The sequence below is a fragment of the Nonomuraea rubra genome (genome assembly GCF_014207985.1).
GTDB classification, from domain to species: Bacteria; Actinomycetota; Actinomycetes; order Streptosporangiales; family Streptosporangiaceae; genus Nonomuraea; species Nonomuraea rubra.
Map to the genome: position 1 here is coordinate 2322444 of NZ_JACHMI010000001.1, position 23632 is coordinate 2346075.

Below are 23632 nucleotides of genomic sequence, written 5' to 3' on the forward strand. Positions count from 1 at the left end.
CTCCGTGAACCCCACTCCCGTCGTCTTCATCCACGGCGCGTGGCTGCACGCGCTGTCCTGGAAGCCGTGGGCGGAGCGCTTCTCCAGTCTCGGCTACGCCGTCTCCGCGCCGCTCAGGCCGGGGGAGCCCGCCACGCCGGCGGAGGCCCGCCGGCAGCCGGAAAGCTCGCGCGAGCTGGGGCTCGACGCCCTCACCGAGCACTACGCGGGCATCGTACGCTCCTTCGACACCCCGCCCGTGCTGGTCGGTCACTCGGTGGGCGGGCTGATCGCGCAGCACCTCCTCGGCACCGACCTCGGGCGGGCCGCGGTCGCCATCGCGCCCGTCCCCGTGAACCAGGTCCCGCGCGAGCCGTGGCCCGCGACGCTCGACGCGGCGCTGTTCCGCCGGCTGTTCGCCAACGCGGTCACCCAGGAGGAATCGGCACACCTCTTCGCCCGGCACGCCGTTCCCGCGCCGGCCCGGCTGCTGGCCGAGCTGGGCGGCGGCCCGCACCCGCGCGCCGAGGTGAACACGGGCAACACCGGCCGCGGCCCGCTGCTGCTGATCTCGGGGCAGGAGGACCGGCTGGTGCCCGACTCCGTCACCCGCGCGGTGTACAAGCTGTACGGCGACTCGACGGCGGTGACCGGGCTCAAGCAGTTCCCCGACCGGGGCCACTCCATGGTTCTCGACAGCGGCTGGCGGGCGGTCGCGGACTACGTCCTGCGCTGGCTCGCCGAACGGGGCCTCGGTGCCTGACAGGCCGTCAGCCGGGGAGCTTGCCCAGGGCGTCGCGCAAGGCGGCCCTGGACGTGATGCCCAGCTTCGGGAAGACCCGGTAGAGGTGCGAGCTGACGGTACGCGGGGACAGGCGCATCCGCTCGCCGATCTCCTTGTTCGTCAGCCCGCCGGCGGCCAGCTCCGCGATCCGGCGCTCCTGCCAGGTCAGCTCCGTCAGGTGCGACGGCGCGGTGCCGGCGGGCGCGCCCGAGGCCCGTAGCTCCGCCTGCGCCCGCTCCGCCCAGCCGACGGCGCCCAGCCGGTCGAACGACTCCGCGGCCAGGACCAGCAACGGCCGTGCCGCCCGGGGCCCCTGGGTGTGCCTCAGCCGGACGCCGCGGGCCAGGCGGATGCGGGCCAGCTCGAACGGGAAGCCGGCGGCGCCCGGCGCGGCCTCGGCGCGCGCGTACAGGTCCGCCGCCTCCTTCTCGTCGCCGGTCGTCATCGCCGCCGCGCTGTACGTGATCAGGGCCAGGCGGGGGGAGATGCCGGGCAGGCCGGCGTCCAGCGCGGCCAGGGAGTGCCGGTGGGCCTGCTCCAGCCGTCCCGTGTGCACGGCCGACTCGACGAGGTCGAGCAGCGTGCGGGCGGCCTGGTGCGCGTAGGGCTCGAACGAGCCCGGCGGGGTGATGCCGATGGCGTGCAGGTAGGCGGCCTCGTAGTCGCCCTCGCTGAGGGCCGCCGCCGTGCCGATCGCGTCCGCGAGCTGGGTCAGGAACCCGACGCCACGCGGGCGGGCCCAGGCGTCCACGACCGCCTGCAACTCGCGGGCCCGCTCCAGCCGGCCGCGCACGGCGGCGAGGAGCCCCAGGTAGGCGCGGGTGTGGTGGGCGAACAGCACGTTGCCGTGCGCGGTGTTCAGCTCCAGCGCGCGCCGCCCCGTCCGCTCGGCGTCGTCCCACTCGCCGGCGGCGAGCTGGTCGAGCATGATCAGGTGCAGCATGGTCATGCCGTTCGCCACGGCGCCGGTCTCCACCTCGCGGTCCACCGCGCGCTGCAGGTGCGGGCGGTACCTGCTCAGCGTGTCGACGTGGTAGGCGGCCACGGCCAGGCGGGAGACGTCCCACGGCTCCAGGGCCGACACGTCGGCGAACGCCCGCTCGACCCGCTCGTCCACCCCGCCTCCGTGGCGGACCACGTCGCTCCACGCGTCGCGGTAGACGGCCGAGCGCGGGTGGACGCGGTCGCCCAGCGCGCGCAGCAGCTCCTCCGTACGGTGCCACGAGCCGGCGTCGCCGGCGTACTGGCTGATGGCGAGCAGCAGGTCCACGAGCCGGGTGAGCACCTCGGGGCCGTCGTCCCCCAGGTGCTCGATCGCCGCCGCCACCCGGTGGTGCGCCGAACGCACGTCGCCGTCCTCGTACAGGGCCACGTACGCCGCGGCGATGGCCGTGGCGGGGGACTCGGCCGGGCCCGGCGCCGGATCCGAGCGGACGAGCCTCTGCGCCTGGTCCAGGAGCGCGGCGTGCCCCGCGATGAACGCGGCGTCGCCGAGCCGCCTGGACCGGTCGGCCGGGGTCTCGCTCAGCTCCGCCGCCCGGGTCAGCCAGGCCACGGCCGCCACCGCGCCGCCGCGCCGGGTCGCCGACTCGGCCGCCGCCTCCAGCGTGGCCGCCACCTCCTCGTCGGGGTCCACCCGCGAGGCCGCCAGGTGACGCGCGTGCCGCTCGACCTCGCCCTCGTGCAGCCGGGCGAGGTCCGCGTGCGCCGCGCGGCGCTGGTTCGGCGTGGAGAGCTGGACGACGGTGGAGCGGACCAGCGGGTGCCGGAAGACGAGCTCGCCGGTGGCGGGATCGGTGTCCAGCAGGCCGGCCGCCATCGCCTCGCCGGTGTCGCGCATGCGGTAGCGCCTGCCGGGGGAGCGGTTCCCGCCCTGGCCGGCTCCGACGCCGTCGAGGGCGCCGCGCAGCAGTTCCTCGCGTACGGGGGCGGCGAGGCGTTCGATGCGCAGGCCGTACACGTGCTGGAGGCGGCGCGACAGCGGGACCGAGCCGAAGCCGGCCGCCTCGACGTACGGCGGCAGCTCCACGAGGGCCAGCGCGTTGCCCATGGCGTGCTCCAGGACCAGGCGCCTGGTGCGCGGGCTCAGCCCCGGATGGCGCAGGTCCAGCAGCCGCCCGGCGGCCTCGTCGGGGAGGGGCGGCAGCGTGAGCTCCGGGAGCGCGGCCGTGTCGAACCGCGAGCCGACGTCCGACCGCACGGCGATCAGCATCTTCACCGCGCTGCCCGCGAGCCGGCGCCCCACGAACCCGCACACCTCGATGCTGGACGCGTCCAGCCACTGGCCGTCGTCGAGCAACAGCAGCAGCGGCCCGCCCGATGAGGCCAGGGACAGCAGGTCCAGGACGGCGATGCCGAGGGACATGACCGACGGCGTCCCGCCCTGGCGCAGCCCGAAGGCGACGTCGAAGGCGGCGCGGTGCCCGTCGTCGAGCCCGGACAGGCGGGGGAGCAGGGGGTGGAGGAGCTGGTGCAGGCCGGCGTAGGGCAGCTCCGATTCCGCCTCTACACCGGCGGCCCTGATCACGTCGTGGGCGGGGGTGGCCAGGGCGGCGGCGTGGTCGAGCAGGGCGCTCTTGCCGACGCCGGTCTCGCCTCTGAGGACCAGGGCCTGGCCCTGGGGTGCCGCCAGGAAGGCGGACAGCTTCTCCCGCTCGCCGTCCCGCCCCACGATCGCCTGTCCGGGATTCATGCCCGCCTCAGCCTCCCGCCGTGTTCGCTGGACCCGCCGGGATCGCGCGGGCGGCGAGCGCGGCGCGCCGGTGGGAGGCGGCTCTCGATGGCGGCCGCGGCCTCTGGGGTGGTGGACATGTCATGGCAGCGTAGGAGCGGAGGGAGAAGACTCCGTTGACGAACGGTCGGCGTGCGGGGCGGAGGGCTGTCCGCGATGTATACGTTCTGTTGCAGCGTGGCGCGCTCGTTCGGGTATGGTCCCAGGGCTCGCGCAGCCTAGGTTAGGAGTCGCACCACCATGCCGCTTTTCGGGCGGGAGGCCGAGCTGAAGGCCCTGGCGGGGCTCATCGACGGCCTCAGGGAGCGCGGTGGCGTCCTCATCGAGGGCGAGGCCGGGATCGGCAAGTCCGCGCTGGTGGCGGCCGCCGTGTCGGTGGCGTCCGGCGCCGGTCTGCGCGTGCTCACGACGACCGGCGTGGCGGCCGAGCAGAACCTCGCCTACGCCGGGCTGCACCAACTGCTGTATCCGGTCCGTGCGGGTATGGACGCGCTGCCCGCCCGCCAGCGCGCCGCCCTGCGCACCGCACTGGGCCTCGCCGGCCCGCCCGAACCCGGCGCCCGGGCCGGCGACCCGTCCGAATCCAGCGCTCAGCCCGGCAACACGACCGCCGCCGACGACACGACGGGAGCCGGCGACACGACGGGAGGCGGCGTCTACGTGGTCGGGCTGGCCACGCTGACCCTGCTGGCGGAGGTGGCCGCCGACCGGCCGCTGCTGGTCGTCGCCGAGGACGCGCACTGGCTGGATCGCGCCAGCGCCGACGTCCTCGCCTTCGTGGCGCGCCGGATCGAGTCCGAGCCCATCGTCATGATCGCGGCCCTGCGGGAGGGCGAGCCCTCGCCCCTGCGGGAGGCGGGGCTGCCGGTGATGACCGCCGGCAGGCTCTCCGGACAGGCCGCCGCCGAGCTGCTCGACTCGACCGCCCCCGGCCTCGCCCCGGCGGCCCGGGAGCGGATCCTCGAACAGGCGGCGGGAAACCCGCTGGCGCTGATCGAGCTGCCCGGGGTCACGGCGGACCAGGGCGGCCTCGGGCCGACGGCGCCGCTGGGGGAACGCCTCGAGCGCGCGTTCACCGCCCGGGTCGCCGCCCTCCCGCTGCCGGCCCGCACCGCCCTGCTGGTCGCGGCGCTCAACGAGAGCGAGTCGGTGGCGGAGACGCTCGCGGCCACACACCTGATCCTGCGCGCCCGGCCACTCACGGACTCCGGCCCGACCGCCAGCCCGGAGGTGTCACCGGCGCCGACCTCAGGCATGGAGGCGGTCCTGGTCCCCGAGGTGCAGGCAGAGCTGGAGATCCTTGCACCGGCCGTCGAGGCGAGGCTGGTCGAGATCTGTGGCGGGCTGGTCAGGTTCGGGCATCCGCTGATGCGGTCGGCCATCGCCGCTGCCGCCGAGCTCGGCGAGCGCCGGCGGGCGCACCTGGCGCTGGCCGAGACGCTGCGCGAGCACCCCGACCGGCGGGCCTGGCATCGGGCCGCCGCGACGGCAGGGCCCGACGAGGAGGTGGCGGCGGAGCTGGATCGGGCCGCCGCCGGGGCGCGGCGCCGGGGCGCGGTCGCGGCCGCGGTGGCGGCGCTGGAGCAGGCGGCCCGGCTGAGCGAGGAGCGCGAGGGCAAGGCGCTGAGGCTGCTGCGCGCGGCCGAGCTGGCGGTCGAGTCCGGCAGCCGCGACACGGCCGAGCGCCTGGTGCGCGACGCGCGGGAGCTGGGCCTGTCCCCGCGCCGGCGCGCCACCGCCGCCTGGCTGCTCAGCGGGTTCGAGGACGGGGTCCGCGAGGACGTCTCCCGGGTGCCCGAGCTGGCCCGGCTGGCCGGGTCGATCGCCGCGGAAGGGCACGTCGAGCCGGCCGTCCGGATCCTGTGGGGCGCGGCCATGCGCTGCTTCTGGTCCGAGCCGGGCCAGGCCGCCCGCCGCCTGGTGCTGAGCGTGGCCGACGGGCTGCCGTTGCCCGCCGGCGACCCGCGCGTGGTCGCGATCACCGCGTACGCGGGGCCGTTCGAGCGGGGCGCGACCGTGCTGGACGGGCTCCGGGAGCTGGCCGGAGCCGCCGGCGCCGACCCCGAGGTGGACCGGTACCTCGGCAGCGCGGCACTCCAGGTGGGGGCGTTCGACCTGGCGGGCCGGCTCTCCGCGGCGGCCGCGCCGGGGCTGCGCGCCCAGGGCAGGCTGGGGCTGCTCCCCAGGGCGCTGGCCGTTCAGTCGTGGAGCCTGGCCAGGCTGGGCGACCTGGCCACGGCCGTTCCCGCCGCCGAGGAGGCCGCCAGGCTCGCCGAGGAGACCGGCCAGCCGTTCATGTTCGGGCTGGCCACCGCCGTCCAGGCCGAGATCGCCGCGCTGCGGGGCGAGAACGAGCAGGCCAGAGCGCTGGCCGACCAGGCCGAGCGGGTCGCGCTGCCCGCCGGCGCCCGGCCGGTGCTCGCCACCGTGCAGCTCGCCCGCGGCCTCGCGGCCATGAGCGAGGGACGGTTCGACGACGCGTACGCCGACCTGAGCCGGATCCTCGACCCCAGCGACCCCGCCTTCCAGCTCGGCCTGCGCGCCTACTTCCTCGCCGAGCTCGCGGAGGCCGCGCTGCGGGCCGGGCGCGCCGCCGCCATGCGGGACGTCCTGCGCGACCTGGAGCCGCTGGCCGCGTCGAGCCCGTCACCCGCGCTGCACATCGGCTTGCGGTACGCGCGTGCCGTGCTCGCCCCGGGTGAGGTGGCGGAGGAGCTGTTCGCGGCCGCGTTGCGGGCGGACCTGTCCGGGTGGCCCGCCGAGCGGGCGCGGCTGCACCTGGCGTTCGGCGAGTGGCTGCGCCGCCGTCGCCGGGCCGTGGAGTCCCGCCTGCACCTGCGTACGGCCAGGGAGTCCTTCGACGCGCTGGGCCTGGCCGCCTGGGGCGAGCGGGCGCGGCAGGAGCTGCGTGGCGCGGGCGAGTCGAGCCCCAGCCGCAACCCGGACGCGTGGGACCGGCTCACCCCGCACGAGCTGAGCATCGCCCGGCTGGCCGCCGAGGGGCTGACGAACCGGGAGATCGGGCAGCGGCTCTACCTGTCCCACCGCACCGTCGGCACCCACCTGCACCGGATCTTCCCCAAGCTCGGGGTGAGCTCCCGGGCCGACCTCCCGCGGATACTGAGGACCTACCGGCCGGAGGAGTGAAGCGCGGTGAGGCGCGGCGGAGCGCCGGCCGGCGTGCCGATCCGGGCGTACATCCCGCGCAGGCCGGGGCCCGGGTCCAGGCCGAGGTCCTCGGCCAGCAACCGGGCGACGCGGCGGTAGGCCGCCAGCGCGTCCGCCGGGCGGCCGTCGCGGTCGAGCGCCCACATCAGCAGCTCCCACAACCGCTCGCGGTACGGCTCCGCCGCCGTCGCGAGCGTCAGCTCGGCGATCGCCTCGCCGCCGTCGCCCCGCTCGATGTCCAGCGCCCAGCGTTCCTCCATGGCGGAGGCGCGCAACTGCTCCAGCCAGGTACGGCGGCCGTCGAAGAAGCCCCCGCCCAGCCCGTCGAACGCCGGCCCGCGCCACAGCGCCAGCGCGCCGCGCAGCAGCCGGGACGCCTCCGCGACGTCGCCGCGCTCGCGGGCCTGGCGCGCGGCGGCGGTTGTCTGGCGGAACACCGTCACGTCCACCGCGCACGGGTCCACGACGAGCTGGTAGCCGCCGCCCGCCGACCTGATCTCCGCCTCGGTGCCCAGCCCGGCGCCCCCGCCGTCGGCCAGCACCCGGCGCAGGCGCGAGACGTACGTACGGGTGCTCACGACGGCGCTGCGCGGCGCCCGGTCACCCCACAACGCGCTCACGATCTCGCCGAGCGAGACCTGGCGCCCCTCGCCGAGCAGCAGCAGGGCGAGCACCCCGCGCTGCTGCGGGGACCCCGCGTCCAGCTCCTCCCCGCCGCTCCAGACGCTGACCGGGCCCAGCAGCCCGAAACTCACCCCGCCCATCGAGGTTCCCCCACCTCTTGTTTCGCGTGATTCCCTGACCGACCCTACTGACGTCGCGTCGTGGTTTTGGCGTATTGCCGGGCTTGTCCGCAGTCTGTAAGGTCTCGGTCGCGAGACGGGCCCGGCGGGACATACACATGACGTACACAAAGGGAGTCATTCGACGCTAGAGGCGCGGATCCGGCCGAACCTACCGTCGGAGACATGTCTCCGCTTCCCTTCAGGTTCACCATCCTAGGACCGCCCGGTCTCGCCTGCGGTGACACCCGCCTGGACCTCGGCACGCCCCAGCAGCAGGCCGTCCTGCTGCTGCTGCTCGCCAACAGCGGCAGCTTCGTACGGATCGGCGAGGTGATCGACGGCCTGTGGGGCGAGCACGCGCCGGCCACCGGTGAGGCGGTCGTCAGGACGTATGTCTCGCGCATCAGGCGGCTGCTGTCCGCGCACGGGCTGGACGCGGTGATCAGCTCCAGGTCCGGCGGGTACATGCTCGATCCCGAGCTGTTCGTGGTGGACGCCATCGAGTTCGCCGACCTGCTGGAGGCGGCCAGGCAGGAGCGCGAGGGCGGGCAGGTCCCGGCGGCCGTGAAGCTGCTGGAGCAGGCGCTGGCCCTCTGGACGGGCACGGCGCTGGCCGGGGTTCCCGGCGAGGCGGCGGAACGCGAGCGGTTCCGGCTGGAGCGGCTGCGGCTGGCCGCCGTCCAGGAGCTGCTGCGGCTGCGGCTGGAGCGCGGCGAGCACGCCGAGGTGGCGGCCGAGGTGCCGCTGCTCATCGAGCGGAACCGGCTCGAGGAGCCGCTGTACGAGATCTACCTGCTCGCCCTGTACCGGAGCGGGCGCCGGGCGGAGGCGCTCGAGGTCTACCGGATGGTCTACGACCTGCTGGGCAAGGAGCTGGGCGTCAGCCCGGGGCCACGGCTGCGCGCCGCCCACGACAGGATCCTGCGCGCCGAGGCCGACCCGGGCGACGAGCCCGTGCCGGCGCCGTCCGACTGGCCGGCATCGTCCGGGTCGTCTGACTCGCCGGCATCGGCTGGGTCGTCGGGGGAGTCGGCATGGGCAGCGTCGTCCGGGTCGTCCGGGTCGGCGGCCTCGTCCGGGCCGGCTGGATTGCCGGCATCGGCCGGGTCGGCCGGGTTGTCGGCACCAGCGGCGGCGCCCGCGTCGCGGGCCTCGTGGGCGGAGCGGCCTGTCGCGGCGCGGTTCGTCGGCCGGGCCGGCGAACGTGCCGCCTTCCGGGACCTGCTGGGGCAGGCCCGCCCCGCGCTGCTCTTCGTCCGCGGGCCCGCCGGCATCGGGAAGTCGGCGCTGCTGCACCAGCTCGCCCAGGACGCCACCGCCGAGGGCCGCCAGGTACGGCACCTGCGCCCCGGGAACCGGCCGGCCCGTCACCCGCACCCGTCCCCCAGCCCCCGCGAACGCCTCGAACGGTTCGCGGAGGAGCTGGCCGGCGCCGCGGGCCCGGTCCTGCTCCTCGACGCCTTCGAGGAGCTGGCCGACCTCGAACCGTGGCTGCGCGACGACTACCTCACCCGCCTGCCCGGCGACACGGTCGTCGTGGTGGCGGGCAGGAGCGGGCCGAGCGCCGCCTGGCTCACCGACCCGGCCTGGTCGGGAGCGATCGTGATCAGGCACCTCGAGGCCCTCACCCCCGCGGAGTCGGCCGCGCTGCTCGAAGCCCGCGGCGTCGAGCCCGGCCTGCGCGCCTCCATCGCGGGCTTCGCCGCCGGCCACCCCTTCGCCCTGTCGCTGGCCGCCGAGGTCGGCAGGAGCAGGTCCGCCACGGGCCAGCCGTCGCGCCGCGAGGCGGCCAGGCAGGTGGTCGACGGCGTGCTCGCGCGGCTGGCCGGCGACGTGCCGTCGGACCTGCACCGGTGGGCGCTGCACGTGTGCGCGCACGCCCGCCACACCACCGAGGACCTGCTCGCCGCGGTGCTGCCCGGAGGCCGGGCTGCGGAGCTGTTCGACTGGCTCAGGGCGCAGCCGTACGTCGAGACCGCCGCCCGCGGCCTGGAGGTGGGCGGGGCGCTGCGCGAGGCCCTCGACCACCACCTGCGCTGGCGCGACCCCGCCGGCTACGAGCGGATGCACCGCGCGATCCGCCACCACGTCCTGGACGAGCTGCTGCGCGGCGCCCGCGACCCGCAGGCGAGCGTGGCGGTGATGCGCACGGTCAGCCGGCTGCGCCGGCGCGGCGGAGTCCTGGCCCGGTACGTGTCACAGGTGGGCGAGGAGGACGTGCGCGCGTGCCCGGTGACCCCGGCCGCCCACGACGAGCTCGTCGCCATGGCGCGCGAGTCGCAGGGCGAGGCCGCGGCCGGGTCCGTCCGGTTCTGGCTGGAGCGCAGGCCGGAGGCGTTCACGCTGCTGCGCTCCCGCGGGAGCGGCCGGCTGCGGGCCTTCATGAGCTGGCTGGCGCTGCGCCGCCCCGAGCGGGAGGAGCTGGACGCCGATCCGGTCGTCGGGGAGATCTGGCGGGACGTGAGCCGGCGCACGCCGCTGCCCCCGGAGGGGCACGTCGGGATCGCCCGGCACCTGATCTGCCCCGCCTACGAGGCCAAGCCGTCGCCCATCACGGACGTGTTCCAGGCGTGGATGTTGCGCCGCTGGCTGCACGAGCCGGGGCTGGCGGCGTCGTACCTGATCGTCGCCAACGGGCCGTTGTGGCGGCCGTTGATGGAGTACCTGGGCCACGACGAGCTGACCCGCGCGGGTGCGGGTCACCCGTACGCGATCTTCGGCCACGACTGGCTGGCCGACCCGCCGGAGGTGTGGCGTGACCACCATCTGGACGAGGAACTGTGGGCGGAGCGGGACCTCTTCCTGCGTCAGGAGGTGTCCCGTGCGGGACAAGAGTGACGAAAGTATTACCGGATCCGGTCATTTCTCACGAAAGCGGGACACGGGTGCTCGAATCGCAGGCGTGACCGATCAACGACACCCGAAGGAGACCGGCGCGCCGATCGCGCGCCGGACGATGCTCTCGATGCTCGGCGCGGGCGCCGCCGCCCTCGCCGCGGCCCCGCTCCTGCAGAACGGCTGGGAACGGCTCGCCGCGACCGACCCGACGGGGCTGCTGCCCGGCCCGGGCGGCTTCCGCTACTTCAGCGTGGCGGGCTCGGTGCCGGAGCGGACCGCGGCCGACTACCAGCTGCGGATCGGCGGCCTGGTCGAGCGGCCCGTGACGTACACGCTGGACGAGTTGCGCGCCATGCCGCAGACCCGGGTCGTCGGCGACGTCGAGTGCACGGACGGCTGGCGGGTGCCGCGCACCCCGTTCTCGGGCGTGTCGCTCGCGCACCTGCTCGACCTGGCGGGCGTGCGCCCGGAGGGCAAGGCGCTCCGCTTCACCTGCTTCGACGGCGTCTACACCGAGAGCCTCACGCTCGACCAGGCCCGCCGCTCCGACGTGGTGGTGGCCCTGGACATGCAGGACAAGCCGCTCACCCACGAGCGCGGCGGCCCGGTGCGGCTCTACGTCGCCCCGATGTACTTCTACAAGTCCGCCAAGTGGCTGTCCGGCATCTCCGTCACCGAGAAGGTCGTCCCGGGATATTGGGAGGAGTACGGCTATGACGTCGACGGCTGGCTCGACCAGAGCGCCTGAGCGGCTGCGGCGCTTCACCCGTGCCGAGCGCCTGGTCCACCGCGCCACGGCCGCGCTCATGCTGCTGTGCGCGGGGTCGGCGGCGTTCCTCTACTTCGCGCCGCTCGCCCAGCTCGTCGGCCGGCGCCACCTGGTGGTCGTCGTGCACGAGTGGTCGGGGCTGCTGCTGCCCGTGCCGTTCCTGATCGGGCTGGCCGCCCGGTCGTTCCGCGCGGACCTGCGCAGGCTCAACCGGCTGGCGCCGTACGACAGGGAGTGGCTGCGCGCGGCCCGCAGGGGCATGCCAGGGCCGCGGCCGGCCGGAAAGTTCAACGCGGGGCAGAAGATCTGGGCGGGCTGGATCGCCGGGGCCGTGCCGGTGATGGCGTTCACCGGGCTGCTGATGTGGTTCACCGGGGCGCTGCCGTGGATCTCCCGGACGAGCGCGATCTTCGTGCACGACGTGACGGCGCTGGCGATCGCCGTGGTCGTGGCCGGGCACATCCGGCTGGCGTACCGGGATCCGGAGGCGCGGCGCGGGATGCGCACGGGGTCGGTGACGTGGAGGTGGGCCAGGAAGGAGCATCCCCAGTGGGCCGAGGAGGAGGCGCGGGACGCGCGCGGCTGACGTGGCCGGAGCTGTTGCAGGTGGATGCTAAGGTGGCAGGTGCATATCCATGACAGCTAGGAGACCAGACATGGCAGGCGACGACGACATCTCCGGGTGATACCGGAGGTTGACCCGGCCCCGGCCCGACGCGCGTAGACCGTCGCCGGTGCGGCCCAGGGTCGTCGTTCCCTTGTTCCTGTTTCCCCTGCCGGGCTGCCCTTTCTCGCGGGCCCGGGTCACCTTTCCGAGGTCTGTCACATGTCTGACGCATTCGTCATCTGCTCCGGGCTGTCCTTCTCCTGGCCCGACGACACCCCCGTCTTCTCCGGGCTGTCCTTCAGCGTGGGCGGCGGCCGTACCGGGCTGGTCGCGCCGAACGGCGCCGGCAAGAGCACGCTGCTCAAGCTGATCGCCGGCGAGCTGCGCCCGTCGGGCGGCGACGTGTCGGTCCAGGGCGTGCTCGGCTACCTGCCGCAGAGCCTGCCCCTCACCCAGGACCTGACCGTGGCCGAGGTGCTGGGCATCGCCCCGGTGATCGCCGCGCTGGACGCCATCGAGTCCGGCGACGCCAGCGAGGAGCACTTCACCACCATCGGCACCGACTGGGACATCGAGGAGCGCACCCGTGCCCAGCTCGACCGGCTCGGCCTGGCCGGGCTCGCGTTCGACCGCACGCTCGGCACGCTGAGCGGCGGCCAGGTCGTCTCGCTCGGCCTGGCCGCGCAGCTGCTCAAGCGGCCGGACGTGCTGCTGCTGGACGAGCCCACCAACAACCTCGACCTGCCCGCCCGGCGCCGCCTGCACGACCTGCTCGGCGACTGGAACGGCTGCCTGCTGGTGGTCAGCCACGACCGCGCCCTGCTCGACCGGATGGACCGCATCGCCGAGCTCGACCGCGGCGAGCTGCGCTTCTACGGCGGCGGCTACACCGCCTACGAGGAGGCCGTGCGGGTCGAGCAGGAGGCCGCCGAGCGGGACGTGCGCAGCGCCGAGCAGGAGCTCAAGCGCGAGAAGCGGGAGATGCAGCAGGCCCGCGAGCGGGCCGAGCGGCGGGCGAGCAACGCCGCCCGCAACCTGAAGAACGCCGGCCTGCCGCGCATCTTCGCCGGCAACATGAAGCGCGGCGCGCAGGAGTCGGCCGGCCGGTCGGGGCAGCTGCACGCCGCCCGGGTCAGCGACGCCAAGGCCCGGCTCGACGAGGCCGGGCGGGCGCTGCGCGACGACCAGAAGATCGCGCTGGAGCTGCCCGGCACGCACGTGCCCGCCGGGCGCACGGTCTTCCACGGCGAGCGGCTGCAGGCCCGTGGCCTGTTCGCAGGGGAGGGCCTGGAGCTGATCGTGCGCGGGCCCGAGCGCATCGCGCTGACCGGCCCGAACGGCGCCGGCAAGTCGACGCTGCTCCGGATGATCAGCGGCGATCTGGAGCCGGAGGGCGGCACCGCCCGCCGGGCCGACGGCCGGGTGGCCTACCTGTCGCAGCGGCTGGACCTGCTCGACCTGGACCGCACCGTGGCCGAGAACCTGGCCGCGGCGGCTCCCGGCATGGCCTCGGCCGAGCGGATGAACCTGCTGGCCCGGTTCCTGTTCCGGGGCCAGCGGGCGCACCTGCCGGTGGGCGTGCTGTCCGGCGGGGAACGGCTGCGCGCGACGCTGGCGTGCGTGCTGTGCGCCGAGCCCGCGCCCCAGTTGCTGCTGCTGGACGAGCCGACCAACAACCTCGACCTGGTCAGCGTGGCCCAGCTGGAGAGCGCCCTGGCGGCGTACGAGGGGGCGTTCGTGGTGGTCAGCCACGACGAGCGGTTCCTGGCGGAGATCGGGATCGAGCGGTGGCTGGAGCTGTCCGGCGGGCGCCTGCTGGAGACGGGGCCGTCACCGGTTTGACGGGTGACGCCCCGTCTGCCAATATCGTCACCAGTTAAGCCGGTGACGCGATTGGTGCTTCCCGGCGTACCCGTTCAGAAGGGATACAGCCATGGCTGTCAGCTACACCGGCGTCGTCACCGTCACGGGAGAGGGCAGGAACGGCGGGCGCGTCCAGGCCGATGACGGCCTGCTCGACACCACGCTCGCCATCCCGAAGGAGCTCGGCGGCGCGGGCGGGGCCACCAACCCCGAGCAGCTCTTCGCCGCGGGCTGGGGCGCGTGTTTCCTCGGCGCGGTCAGGCGGGCCGCGGCCCAGCGCAAGGTCACGCTGAAGAGCACGGCCATCACCGTGGAGGCGTCCCTGAACCATGACGACGGCGAGTTCAGCCTCAGCGCCGTGCTCAACCTGGAGCTCGGCGGCGTGGACCAGCAGACGGCCGAGGAGCTGGGCGCGGCGGCCCACCAGCTCTGCCCGTACTCCAAGGCGACCCGCGGCAACATCCCGGTCACCATCAACGCGAAGGCCGTCTGAAACGCGCCGGCCGCGGCGGAGGGGAGCTCCGCCGCGGCCGGTGTGCGTGTTCTCAGAGTCGCAGACCCACCAGCAGCGGGTCGTGGTCGGAGGAGCGGAAGGGGTCGGGCGCGTACAGGTAGGGCGGGTTGAACTCGGTGTTGTAGTCCATGAACCGGCCCTCGTCGGAGTTGACGTGCCAGATGGTCGCACCGGTCACCAGCTTGCGGGCGCCCTTGTCGGCCAGCACGTGGTCCAGCTCGCCGGACAGGCCCTCGAAGACGTAGCTGTAACGCTCGTCCTTCTCCACGTACTTCTTGCTCGGGCTGGTCAGCCCGGCGTCCTCGAAGGTGTGGATCGGGTCCTCCTCGCCGTAGGCGTTGATGTCGCCGAGGACGAGCGCGTTCTTCAGCTTCAGCTCGCCGATCAGGGACAGCACGGCCTGGGCCTGCTTGACGCGCTTGGCGTTGTAGCAGCTCTGCCCGTCACCCTGGTCGGCGTCCGGGCCGGTGGCCGGGCCGTCCGCGTCGGTGCAGCCCTTGGACTTGAAGTGGTTCACCAGCACCGTGAACGTGCTGCCGTGCCCCCTGGCCTTGCCGAACGTCTGCACCAGCGGCGGCCGGTTGAAGATCGGGTCGGCGGAGGAGCGCGCCGGGCCGATCGGGGTGACCTTGGCCGGCTGGTAGATCAGCGCGGTCTGGATGAGGTCGGTGCCCGGGTTCGGGTGCGAGATCGCCTGGTACGTGCCCGCGCCGGCCTTGGCGTTGAGCGCGTCCACCAGGGCGTTGAGCGCCACGTCGCCGTTGCGCTCGACCTCCATCAGCCCGGCCACGGCCGGGTCGAGCGTGGTGATGTTGGCGACCAGCTTGGCGAGCTGGCGGTCCCGCTCCTCGGCCGTGGTGGCGCCGCGCGAGCCGAGCGTGGTGAACCAGTTGAGCGTGTTGAGGCCGGCCACCCGGACGTCGCCGCCGACCCGCTCGGGGCGGACGGGGCGCGGGTTCGTGGCGCGGAAGACCACCGGCTCGGTCGGCTGGACGCGGTAGACGTCGAAGCCGTAGGTGAGGACGCCGGTCAGGTCCCGCACCTCGTCGCCGAGGCGGACGGTGTTCGAGCCCTGGGTGTGGTACGGCAGCGTGGCCGGGTTCTGCGCGCTGGAGCCGTCGTCGAGCAGGATCCTGCGCCGCGCGTCCTTCTCGGTGTCCACGCCCTTGCGGTCGGTCGGCTGGTACAGCCGCTCGTCCTCGGCGAGGAGCAGCTCGCCGTACCGGGCCAGGTTGTAGGTCTCGGAGATCGCGAGGTCGTCGTCGAAGGTGACGAGCATGCCTTCGTAGCGCTCGAAGGTGAGGCCCTTCCTGAGCGGCAGGTCGATCTCGGTACGCCGGACCGTGCCGGTGCCGCAGACGTTCACCGCGGTGGCCGGCGAGATCTCGGTGAGGCCGTTGTACTCGATCGCCTTGCCGGAGACGAGCACCCGGTCACCGGCCTTGACCGGCGAGGAGGAGAACACGAACAGGCCCTCGGAGGTCGCCGGGTCGGCGTCCGGCCGGGCGGCCTGGAGGTAGAAGCCGCCGAGGCCGCCGGAGCCCTGGAAGGAGCCGGTCACGACGCCCTCGACCCGGACGTTCTGGCCCGCGACCGGGCTGGCGTCGCCGTTGCCCTGCACCTGGGGGATCTGGTGCGTGGCCGGGGTGTCGCAGCTCTCGGTGGGCGTCGGGGTCGGCGTGGGCGTCGGGGTCGGCTCGCCGCCGCCGCAGGGGGCCGGGGTGGTGGCGCTGTTGCGCGGCGCCGGGGCGGCGGTCTCGAAGTCGGCGCCGTTGTCGTCGGTGTCGGCGCAGCCGGCGCTCTTGCGGAACCCGCCGGTGGCGTTGGTGAGGGCGGGGGCGGGGGTGCCCTCGGAGAAGTTGGCGGTGCCGTACCCGACGAGGTCGGCGAGCTGCGCGAGCTGGTCCTCGGTGCAGGGGGTGGTCGAGCCGTTGCAGGCCAGGCCGTCGGCCGAGCGGACCAGCGCCACCTTGCCCGCGGTGCCGCTCATGTTGACGGAGCCGACGCTGTCGGGCTGGGGCAGCGCGCCGCTTGGCGTGGTGCCCGCGGCGAGCTGGAGGAGGTGGTACTGGCCCGGCGCCAGGGTGCCGGACAGGGCGGCCCTGTTGGCGGCGAAGTTCCCGGTGCCACTGGCGCTGGTGTACTGCACGGACCAGCCGTCCAGCGAGACGGGGGCGGAGCTGCGGTTGAACAGCTCGACGTAGTCGTTGGAGAAGGGGGCGCCGGAGTTGCCGCCCCCGCCGTAGACCTGGCTGATGACCACGGTGCCTGGTGCCGCGGCGGCCATGGAGGGTGAGGACAGGGCGGCGATCGAGCCGGCGAGGCCGGCCACGACGAGGATCGCCGAGACCCGGGACGTAACACGCATGCCGGGGAGCGTAAACCGACATACGGTGAAAAACCCTGTATTAGGCGTGGACGTGCCGTGAAATCTTGAACATTGACACTTCGTGTCCATTCAGGGGCGCCGATGTGTCGGCTTCGTACGATGCGCAGCCGCCGCGAGCCCTCACGCGGGCACGGTCATCAAGGACCGCACGATATGAGTCGTTCCGCGCGGAGCCGGTGGATTACGTTCCCCGAGTGGGGGCTTTCCGGGGACGGTACCGGCCAGGTGACGGCGGATGACGAAACTATCTGTGACCAGACACGAGGCGCTTCCCGTCGCGACGGAGGTGGCCGGGGTCGACGACCTTCCTGCCGGTCTGTCGGGCCGGGAGTGGCACGCGGCCTCCGTGAGCCTGCTGCCCGGCAGGCTGGGCCGCCACTACCTGTCGGCCTCCTGGGAGACGGAGATCGTGCTGGCCACCGGGGAGGACGGCATCCTGGGGCTGCTGCCCGTGCAGCGGGTGCGGAGCCGCGCCGTGCCGAGCCCCGTCTTCGATCCCGCCGCGCTGGCGCCGCGCCTGTTCGGCGAGGTCGAGGACGCGCGGTCGTACCTCTTCGTCGGGGGTTGCGCCGACCTGGTCGCCGGGGCCGTGACCAGTGCCGCCCTCCCCGCAGGCCGGGCGGAGCAGGTCCGGCGGGCGCTCGTCGCCCGGGCGCGGGCCGAGGCCGGGCGCCGCGGCCTGATCGCGGCCGCCATCTACGTGCGGGACGAGGAACTCGCCGCCTTCGCCCCGGACGGTGATGATGCGCGGCGGGAGCGGATCGGCGGGCTCTCCACGCTCGCCGTCCCGCCCGATGACGAGCGGTTCCTCGCGGCGCTCACCCACAGCCAGCGCAGGACCGTGCTCAAGGACCGCCGGGCCCCCGGGCTGCGGAGCACGACCATGCCTGCCCGGGACGCCGTGGGCCTGGGGGCGGACCTCGTCGCGGCGGTGAAGCGCAGGCACGGCATCGAGGAGCACCCGCGGCTGCTCAGGATGCGCCTGTCCCGGTGGGCGGCCGAACCGGTGGGCGAGCGGGTCGCCTTCGCCGTGTACGCCGACGGCACGCCGGACTGCCTGGCCGTCACGTTCGGCTGCGCGATCGGCGGGCGGCTGGAGATCTACGAGACCGGCGTCGCCGACGACACCCCGCACCGGCACGAGGCGTACGTGGAGAGCTTGATCCACGCCCCGCTCAGGCACGCTCTCGACCGCCGCCTCACCTGCCTCGACCTCGGCCTCGACGCCGACACGCCCAAGACGCGCAGGGGCGCCACGCTCTCCCCCGTCTGGGCCGTGAAACTCACCTGACCGCAACATGACTGGAGGACTCGTGGACAAGGCTGACGACGTCGTTCTGGCCGAATGGTGCGACGTGCTCGACGTGGACGTGCCCTCGGCGGACGACGACTTCTTCGAGCTGGGCGGCAACTCCCTGCTCGCGGTCACGCTCATCGAGCGCATCGAGTCGCGGCTGGGCGTCGAGGTGCCCCTTGAGCAGTTCTTCATGGACGGGCGGTTGGGCACGCTGCTCGACGGCGCGCGCTCGGCCGGTGCCCGCTAGCGGGGCCGGCATGCCCGAGCCCGTCGTGCCCAGGCTGGGCGTCTGCCACCGCCCGGACGGCGCCGCCAACCTGCGTGAGGTCTACGTCGCCGCCCAGGGCGTGTGCGAGGCGGTGATGCTGGTCCGGGCGGCGGTCGCGGCGGCCCATCCGGACGTCATGCGGGTCGCGGAGCGGTTCTTCGAGTGTCACGTGCTGCCGGAGCGGGGGTACCGGGAGCTCGTCGCCTCGCTCGGACTGCGCGGCGTGACCACGTTCCACGACGACGAGCTGGAGCTCGCCGACGAGCTGAACGCGGCGGCCACGGACCCTGCGACGGGTCCTGTGGCCGGTCCCTGGGACAAGCTCGTGCAGCGGCGCCTGCTCAGCGAGCACGGCCTGACCTCGGTCGGCGCCGTGCCGGTCGACGAGCCCGAAGACCTGGTCAAGGGGTTCGCCGCGCTCGGCGGCCGTCCTTGCGTGCTCAAGCCCAGGCGGGCGGCCGGCGGCCAGGGCGTCGCCTTCCTCGACGACGAGCGGGACGTGCGGCGGCAGCTCGGCCGGCGCCACGGCTGGGCCGGGCTGATGCTGGAGACGAGGATCGATCCGGCGCCGCATCCCACGGGCCCGGCCTGGCTGGGCAGCCTGGTCTCGGTCGAGACCCTGTCGGCGCCCGCCGGGCGGGTGCATCTCGGCGTGCTCGACAAGCTGCCGGTCGCGGTGACCAGAGGCGCCGGGTCCGCGGGTGCGGACGCGGTGCACGTCCAGGGCGACCTCCTCCCGTCCTGCCTGCCGGAGGAGCGCCGCCGCGCGGCCGAGGAGTACACCGGCCGGGTCCTCGACGTGCTCGGCGTGCGGTCCCGGCTGACCCACACAGAGCTGCTGATCACGGCCACGGGGTTCGAGCTGCTGGAGGTGAACGGGCGCCTGGCCGGGCACACCGCCAGGCTCTTCCGCCTCCTCGACGGGCCCGACCTGGTCGCGATGGCGCTGCGGGTGGCGGCCGGCCAGGCGCCGGAGGCGGGCCTGACCGCGATGCGCGGGGCGGCGGCCGGCGTGTTCCCCACGTTCGCCGACAGGGCGGGCCCCGTACGCACGTCGCTGAGACGGCGCGAGCTGCGCGCGCTGCCCGGCGTGTGCGCGGTGGACGAGCTGGCCGAGGACGGCGCGCCCAAGTCGGCCACGCAGTTCCGGATGGCCAACGTGACGCTGCGCGCCGGGGACCGGCCCGCGCTCGACGCCGCGGTGGCCCGGGTGCTCCGGGTCCTGGAGCGGGAGATGGGGGCGGAACGGTGACGCGGTGGAAGGAGTCGCTGGCGCCGCTGCGGCACCGGGCGTTCAGGTACCAGTTCGCGGGCTTCTCGGTGTCCGTCACCGGGAACATGCTCAGCCTGGTCGCCCTCACGGTGGGGCTGCTGGAGGTCACCGGCTCCGGCGCGGCGGCCGGCCTCGCGCTGGGGGCGAGCACGATCCCGCTGGTCGTCTTCCTGCTGATCGGCGGCGTCTGGGCGGACCGGCTGCCGCGCCACCTGGTGATGGCCGGCATGGACCTGGTCCGCGGAGTGGTGCAGCTCGGCCTCGGCGCGATGATCCTCACCGGGGAGGTCAACCTGGGGCTGCTGATCGGGCTGCAGGTGGTGTTCGGCACGGCGCAGGCGTTCCACCTGCCCGCCGCCGGCGGGCTGACCGCGTTCACCGTGCCGAAGGAGGACCTGCAGCGGGCCAACGCGCTGATGTCGATCACGAGGAGCCTGTCCGGCATCGCCGGGCCGCTGATCGCCGGCGGGCTGGCGGCGACGATCGGCGCCGGCTGGGCGCTGCTCCTGGACGGCGGCACGTTCCTGCTCAGCGCCTTCCTCGCCTCCCGGATCAGGGTGCCGGCGGCTCCGCCGCGCGCGGACGGCGGCCTGGTCAAGGAGCTGTCCGACGGTTTCCGGCTGGTCACCCGCACGCCGTGGATCTGGACGAGCGTCGCCTGCTTCGCCTGCACCCACGTGGCCATCGCCGTGTTCCTGGTCACGGGGCCGGTACTGGCACTCCAGGAGCAGGGGGGCGCGCTCGGCTGGGCGCTCGTCGTCGCGGCGCTCGGCGTCGGCGACGTGCTCGGCGACCTGGTGCTGCTCGCCGGCTACCGGCCCAGACGGCCCCTGCTGGTCGCCAGGCTGGCCGAGCTGCTGCTCGTGCCCGCGCTGATCCTCATCGCCCTCGGCGTGCCCGCCCCCGTGCAGGCGGTGGCGATCGCGCTGGCGGGGGCCGGCATGACGGCAGCCGACTCGCTCTGGATCACCACCATGCAGCAGCACGTTCCGGAGGACGCGCTGTCGAAGGTCTCGTCGTACGACTGGCTGAGCTCGCAGGCGCTGCGCCCGATCGGGTACGCGCTGGGCGCCGCGGCCGCCGCCGACGGCGCCACCGCGGCGGCCGTGCTGGCCGTGATGGCGGCCGTGGTCGCCCTGCCGCGGCTGGTCAGCCTCGCCTATCCGAGCGTACGCGAGCTGCGCGCACCACAGCCCGAACAGGCCCCGGCGAACTGATCGGAGCAGGACCATGCACGACCTCGTCGCCCAGCTGGAGGAGACGGCCGGCCGCTTCCGCTCCCTGACCGCGCTCAGCCTCGAAGACAGGGACCTCACCTACGGCGAGCTGTGGGACCTGTCCGGGGTGGTGAGCGGCCACCTGGCGCCCCTGCTCGGCGGCACCCGCCGGGTCGCGCTCCGCGGTGACAGGTCCGCCCTGACCTACGCCGCCTACCTCGGCGTGCTCAGGGCGGGCGGCGCGGTGCTGCCCATGAGCCCGCGCTGGCCGGACGCCCGGATCTCCGACGTGGTGCGCGCCGCCGAGCCGGACGTGGTGCTGCTGAACGGACCCGCCGCGGCTCCGCGGCACCTGCCCGCCGGCGTGCCCGTCATGACGGTCCCCACGGAGGGCACCAGGGCCGCGGCCTCGGGCGCCCGCCTGGACGACGACGCCTACGTCATCTACACGTCGGGATCGACGGGCACTCCCAAGGGAGTGCCGATCACGCACCGCGCGCTCGCCCGGTACCTCGGCCACGTGTGCCCTCTGTACGAGCTGGGCCCGGGGGACCGCATGGCCCAGGCGGCGGAGCTGACGTTCGACGCGTCGGTGTTCGAGCTCCTCGCGACGTGGGCCACCGGGGCGACGCTCGTGGTGGCCGGGCAGCGCACCTGGATGAGCCCCGTACGGTTCCTGCGGGACCGGCGCATCTCCCACCTCGACACCGTGCCGTCGATCATCGCCCTGGCCCAGCGGACCCGTACCCTCACCGAGGGCTGCCTGCCCGACCTGCGATGGAGCATGTTCAGCGGCGAGCAGCTCCCCTACGCCGCCGCGGCCGCCTGGCGCTCCGCGGTCGGCACGAACGTCATCGAGAACAACTACGGGCCGTCGGAGCTGGCCGGCGTGTGCGCGAACCACCGGCTGCCCGCCCGCACGGCGGACTGGATCCCCACCAGCAACGGCACGGTCCCGATCGGCCGGGTCTACGGCCATCTCGACTCCGTGGTGCTCGGCCCCGGCGGGGTCGTCGCGGGCGAGGGCGAGCTGTGCGTACGCGGCGGCCAGCGCTTCTCGGGTTACGTCGATCCGGCGGACAACGCCGGGCGGTTCCTGCGGGGCGACGGCCCGTACGAGGGGGTGGACGGGCTTCCGGAGCCGGGGGACTGGTACCGCACGGGGGATCGCGTGCGATGGGAGAGCGGTGCGCTGGTCCACCTGGGACGGCTGGACCGGCAGGTCAAGCTGCGCGGTTACCGGGTGGAGCCGGACGAGGTGGAGGCGGCGGCCCGCAGTCATGACGGGGTGAAGGAAGTGGCCGTGGTCGTGGCGGACGCGCAGCTCGTGGCCGTGTACGTGGGGGAGGAGGTCGCCTCCGCCGAGCTCAAGGCGCATGTCGGGGCCAGGGTGCCGGACTACATGGTGCCGGTTACCTGGCGGCGCGTGGACGCGCTGCCCCTGACGCCGAACGGCAAGCTCGACCGGGCCAGACTGATCGAGGAGGCACGGTGACAGCGGGGCCGGGCCAGGCTGAGTCACGTGGCGCGGGGCCGGGCGCGGCCGAGCCATGGGGCGCGGCGACTGCGGGGCTGCTCGCGGAGCTGGACGAGCTGACCGGCCGGTGGCGCCTGGGGGCGGCCGGTGGGCTGGACCCCGCAGGGCTGACACCGGAGCAGGCGCTCCGGCTGGCCATGCGGCTGTCCACCCGGCTGGGCACCGACGTGCGCGTGCCCGACGTCCTCGCCGGCGGCTCGCTGCCCGAGCTGGTCGAGCGGGCAGCCACCGGCGCCCCCGGCGGGAGCGCGGGCGTGCCGGTCCCGCTCTCGCACGGCCAGCAGCGCTTCCTGCTCGACGAGACGCTCGCGCCGGGCCAGGACGACAACCACGTCGTCCTGGCGTACCTGCTGTCGGGCCCGCTCGACCCCGAGGCGCTGGCCGCCGCCTACGGCGACCTGGTGGCGCGGCACCCGATCCTGCGCACCGTCCACTACTGGGACGGCGAGCGCGGGCCGCTCCAGCGCGTGCTGCCACCGGACCGCGAACGGTCACCGCTGACCGGCCCCCACCCAGCCCCCGCCGCCGGACGCCCCAGCCTCGCCCGCCCCGCCGCCAGCGGTCCCACCACCAGCGGCCCCGCCGCCCGTCGTCCCGCCGACGTCGCGGCCGAGCTGTGCGCCGGCTGGTGGGATCAGCCCTTCGACCTGGAGGAACATCCCCCGCTCCGGGCCCGCCTGGCGCGGCTGGGCCCCGAGTCCTGGCTGCTCTGCCTGAGCATGCACCACATCGTCTTCGACGGCCGTTCAGAGCTGATCCTCCTCAAGGACCTCGGCACCGCCTACGCCGCCCGCGCCGCGGGCCAGGAACCGGGCTGGCCGGCCGTGCCCGGTTACCACCACTACGCGCAGTGGGAGCACGACCTGGTGGAGCGGTGGGCGGACCGCGACCTCCCGTTCTGGCGGGAGCTGCTCGACGCGGATCCCCCGCCCCCGCTGCTGCCCGCGCCCCCACTCGCCGACCAGGCCAAGCGTCACGAGCACGAGATCGTGCTCGACGCCCGCACCGTCGGGGAGCTGTCGGCGGCGGTACGCACGCGCGGAGCCGTCCCCCTGGCGAGCGTCCTGTACGGGACGGCCCGCGCGCTGGGCCGCGTCTTCGGCGCCGACCGGCTGAACCTGGCCACCATCGCGTCGGGCCGCTTCGAGAGCGTGTTCAACCCCGTCATCGGCTGCTTCGTCAACCCGGTCGTGCTGCCGTTCGCCTCGGTGCGGGACGGCCGTCCGGAGGAGCGGGTCGAGGAGACGGCCCGCCTGACGTTGCGGGCCCTGCGCCACGCCCGCACCCCGTACGACCGGCTCGTCCGCTCCCTGCGGCCGGGAGCCGGCCGCCTGCCCCTGTACGAGGTGATGGTCGCCCTGCAGGCGCCCCTGGAGGCGGGCTCGTTCGGCGGCACGGAGGTCGCCGTCGAGCCGGTGCGCGTCCGCGCGCCCCGGGCGAGCGCGCCGCTGATCGTGGAGGTGGAGCCGCAGCCGGAGGGCGGCTGGGCCGTCGCCGCCCGGTGGCGGGAGGACGTCGTGGACGATCGCTCGGGGCGCGAGGTCGTGAGCGAGCTGGCGAACCTCCTGACCGGCCTGCGCGCCCGCTGAGCCGTCACGACAGCCGCGCCCGCG

Annotated in this window: 16 protein-coding genes; 13 read left to right on the forward strand and 3 right to left on the reverse strand. The window is 74.7% G+C overall.

The annotated features are described in order from the left end of the window. The first annotated feature begins 4 nt into the window (after positions 1-4). Entirely contained in the window at positions 5-742 is a 738-nt protein-coding gene (locus HD593_RS10570) for an alpha/beta hydrolase (RefSeq protein ID WP_185101999.1), read from the forward strand. Positions 743-749: 7 nt separating this feature from the next. Here the strand turns inward: HD593_RS10570 and HD593_RS10575 are convergent, their stop codons facing one another. Beyond that, a complete protein-coding gene (locus HD593_RS10575) occupies positions 750-3455 on the reverse strand; it encodes a helix-turn-helix transcriptional regulator (RefSeq protein WP_185102000.1) in 2706 nt (901 codons plus the stop codon). 279 nt (positions 3456-3734) lie between these two features. Between HD593_RS10575 and HD593_RS10580 the strand changes: the two genes are divergently transcribed. Continuing rightward, entirely contained in the window at positions 3735-6641 is a 2907-nt protein-coding gene (locus tag HD593_RS10580) for a helix-turn-helix transcriptional regulator (RefSeq protein WP_185102001.1), read from the forward strand. Here the strand turns inward: HD593_RS10580 and HD593_RS10585 are convergent. Then, positions 6623-7426, reverse strand: coding sequence for an AfsR/SARP family transcriptional regulator (locus tag HD593_RS10585; protein WP_185102002.1), 804 nt, complete (start codon positions 7424-7426; stop codon positions 6623-6625). The genes HD593_RS10580 and HD593_RS10585 overlap by 19 nt on opposite strands. Before the next feature lie 204 nt (positions 7427-7630). Here HD593_RS10585 and HD593_RS60265 point away from each other — a divergent pair, with 204 nt between their 5' ends. From HD593_RS60265 to HD593_RS10610, 5 genes are all read left to right on the forward strand, one after another. Further along, on the forward strand, positions 7631-10285 hold the full coding sequence (locus HD593_RS60265; RefSeq protein WP_221524714.1) for a BTAD domain-containing putative transcriptional regulator: 2655 nt from the start codon (positions 7631-7633) through the stop codon (positions 10283-10285). 64 nt (positions 10286-10349) lie between these two features. Next, positions 10350-11033 (forward strand): molybdopterin-dependent oxidoreductase, encoded by a 684-nt coding sequence (locus HD593_RS10595; protein ID WP_221524715.1) that lies wholly within the window; start codon positions 10350-10352, stop codon positions 11031-11033. Then, positions 10999-11640, forward strand: coding sequence for a cytochrome b/b6 domain-containing protein (locus tag HD593_RS10600; protein WP_185102003.1), 642 nt, complete (start codon positions 10999-11001; stop codon positions 11638-11640). Before HD593_RS10595 ends, HD593_RS10600 begins: the two co-directional genes overlap by 35 nt. A gap of 240 nt (positions 11641-11880) precedes the next feature. Continuing rightward, complete coding sequence (locus HD593_RS10605; RefSeq protein ID WP_185102004.1) at positions 11881-13503, forward strand: ABC-F family ATP-binding cassette domain-containing protein; 1623 nt, start codon at positions 11881-11883, stop codon at positions 13501-13503. 91 nt (positions 13504-13594) lie between these two features. After that, the gene (locus HD593_RS10610) at positions 13595-14017 is read left to right on the forward strand and encodes an organic hydroperoxide resistance protein (RefSeq protein WP_185102005.1); all 423 of its coding nucleotides are present in this window, start codon (positions 13595-13597) and stop codon (positions 14015-14017) included. Between the two features lie 52 nt (positions 14018-14069). Here HD593_RS10610 and HD593_RS10615 read toward each other — a convergent pair whose 3' ends face one another. Beyond that, a complete protein-coding gene (locus tag HD593_RS10615) occupies positions 14070-16406 on the reverse strand; it encodes an ExeM/NucH family extracellular endonuclease (RefSeq protein WP_185102006.1) in 2337 nt (778 codons plus the stop codon). 271 nt (positions 16407-16677) lie between these two features. Between HD593_RS10615 and HD593_RS10620 the strand changes: the two genes are divergently transcribed. The 6 genes from HD593_RS10620 to HD593_RS10645 are packed head-to-tail and all read left to right on the forward strand — an operon-like array spanning position 16678 to position 23608. Next, on the forward strand, positions 16678-17718 hold the full coding sequence (locus tag HD593_RS10620; RefSeq protein ID WP_185102007.1) for a hypothetical protein: 1041 nt from the start codon (positions 16678-16680) through the stop codon (positions 17716-17718). 22 nt (positions 17719-17740) lie between these two features. Continuing rightward, positions 17741-17971 carry a phosphopantetheine-binding protein gene (locus tag HD593_RS10625; protein ID WP_185102008.1) on the forward strand — a complete coding sequence of 77 codons (231 nt, stop codon included), beginning with the start codon at positions 17741-17743 and terminating at the stop codon, positions 17969-17971. A 10-nt stretch (positions 17972-17981) separates the two neighbouring features. After that, complete coding sequence (locus tag HD593_RS10630) at positions 17982-19244, forward strand: ATP-grasp domain-containing protein (protein WP_185102009.1); 1263 nt, start codon at positions 17982-17984, stop codon at positions 19242-19244. Further along, a complete protein-coding gene (locus tag HD593_RS10635) occupies positions 19241-20482 on the forward strand; it encodes an MFS transporter (protein ID WP_185102010.1) in 1242 nt (413 codons plus the stop codon). The genes HD593_RS10630 and HD593_RS10635 overlap by 4 nt, the downstream gene beginning before the upstream one ends. Positions 20483-20495: 13 nt before the next feature. Next, positions 20496-21977 carry an amino acid adenylation domain-containing protein gene (locus HD593_RS10640; protein ID WP_185102011.1) on the forward strand — a complete coding sequence of 494 codons (1482 nt, stop codon included), beginning with the start codon at positions 20496-20498 and terminating at the stop codon, positions 21975-21977. Continuing rightward, positions 21974-23608 carry a condensation domain-containing protein gene (locus HD593_RS10645; protein ID WP_185102012.1) on the forward strand — a complete coding sequence of 545 codons (1635 nt, stop codon included), beginning with the start codon at positions 21974-21976 and terminating at the stop codon, positions 23606-23608. The genes HD593_RS10640 and HD593_RS10645 overlap by 4 nt, the downstream gene beginning before the upstream one ends. Positions 23609-23632: the final 24 nt, after the last annotated feature.

Coding starts and splice junctions, on each gene's coding strand:
- HD593_RS10575 (WP_185102000.1), bottom strand. CDS start 3,455: ATGAATCCCGGACAGGCGATCGTGGGGCGGGACGGCGAGCGGGAGAAG.
- HD593_RS10580 (WP_185102001.1), top strand. CDS start 3,735: ATGCCGCTTTTCGGGCGGGAGGCCGAGCTGAAGGCCCTGGCGGGGCTC.
- HD593_RS10585 (WP_185102002.1), bottom strand. CDS start 7,426: ATGGGCGGGGTGAGTTTCGGGCTGCTGGGCCCGGTCAGCGTCTGGAGC.
- HD593_RS60265 (WP_221524714.1), top strand. CDS start 7,631: ATGTCTCCGCTTCCCTTCAGGTTCACCATCCTAGGACCGCCCGGTCTC.
- HD593_RS10600 (WP_185102003.1), top strand. CDS start 10,999: ATGACGTCGACGGCTGGCTCGACCAGAGCGCCTGAGCGGCTGCGGCGC.
- HD593_RS10605 (WP_185102004.1), top strand. CDS start 11,881: ATGTCTGACGCATTCGTCATCTGCTCCGGGCTGTCCTTCTCCTGGCCC.
- HD593_RS10610 (WP_185102005.1), top strand. CDS start 13,595: ATGGCTGTCAGCTACACCGGCGTCGTCACCGTCACGGGAGAGGGCAGG.
- HD593_RS10615 (WP_185102006.1), bottom strand. CDS start 16,406: ATGCGTGTTACGTCCCGGGTCTCGGCGATCCTCGTCGTGGCCGGCCTC.
- HD593_RS10630 (WP_185102009.1), top strand. CDS start 17,982: ATGCCCGAGCCCGTCGTGCCCAGGCTGGGCGTCTGCCACCGCCCGGAC.
- HD593_RS10640 (WP_185102011.1), top strand. CDS start 20,496: ATGCACGACCTCGTCGCCCAGCTGGAGGAGACGGCCGGCCGCTTCCGC.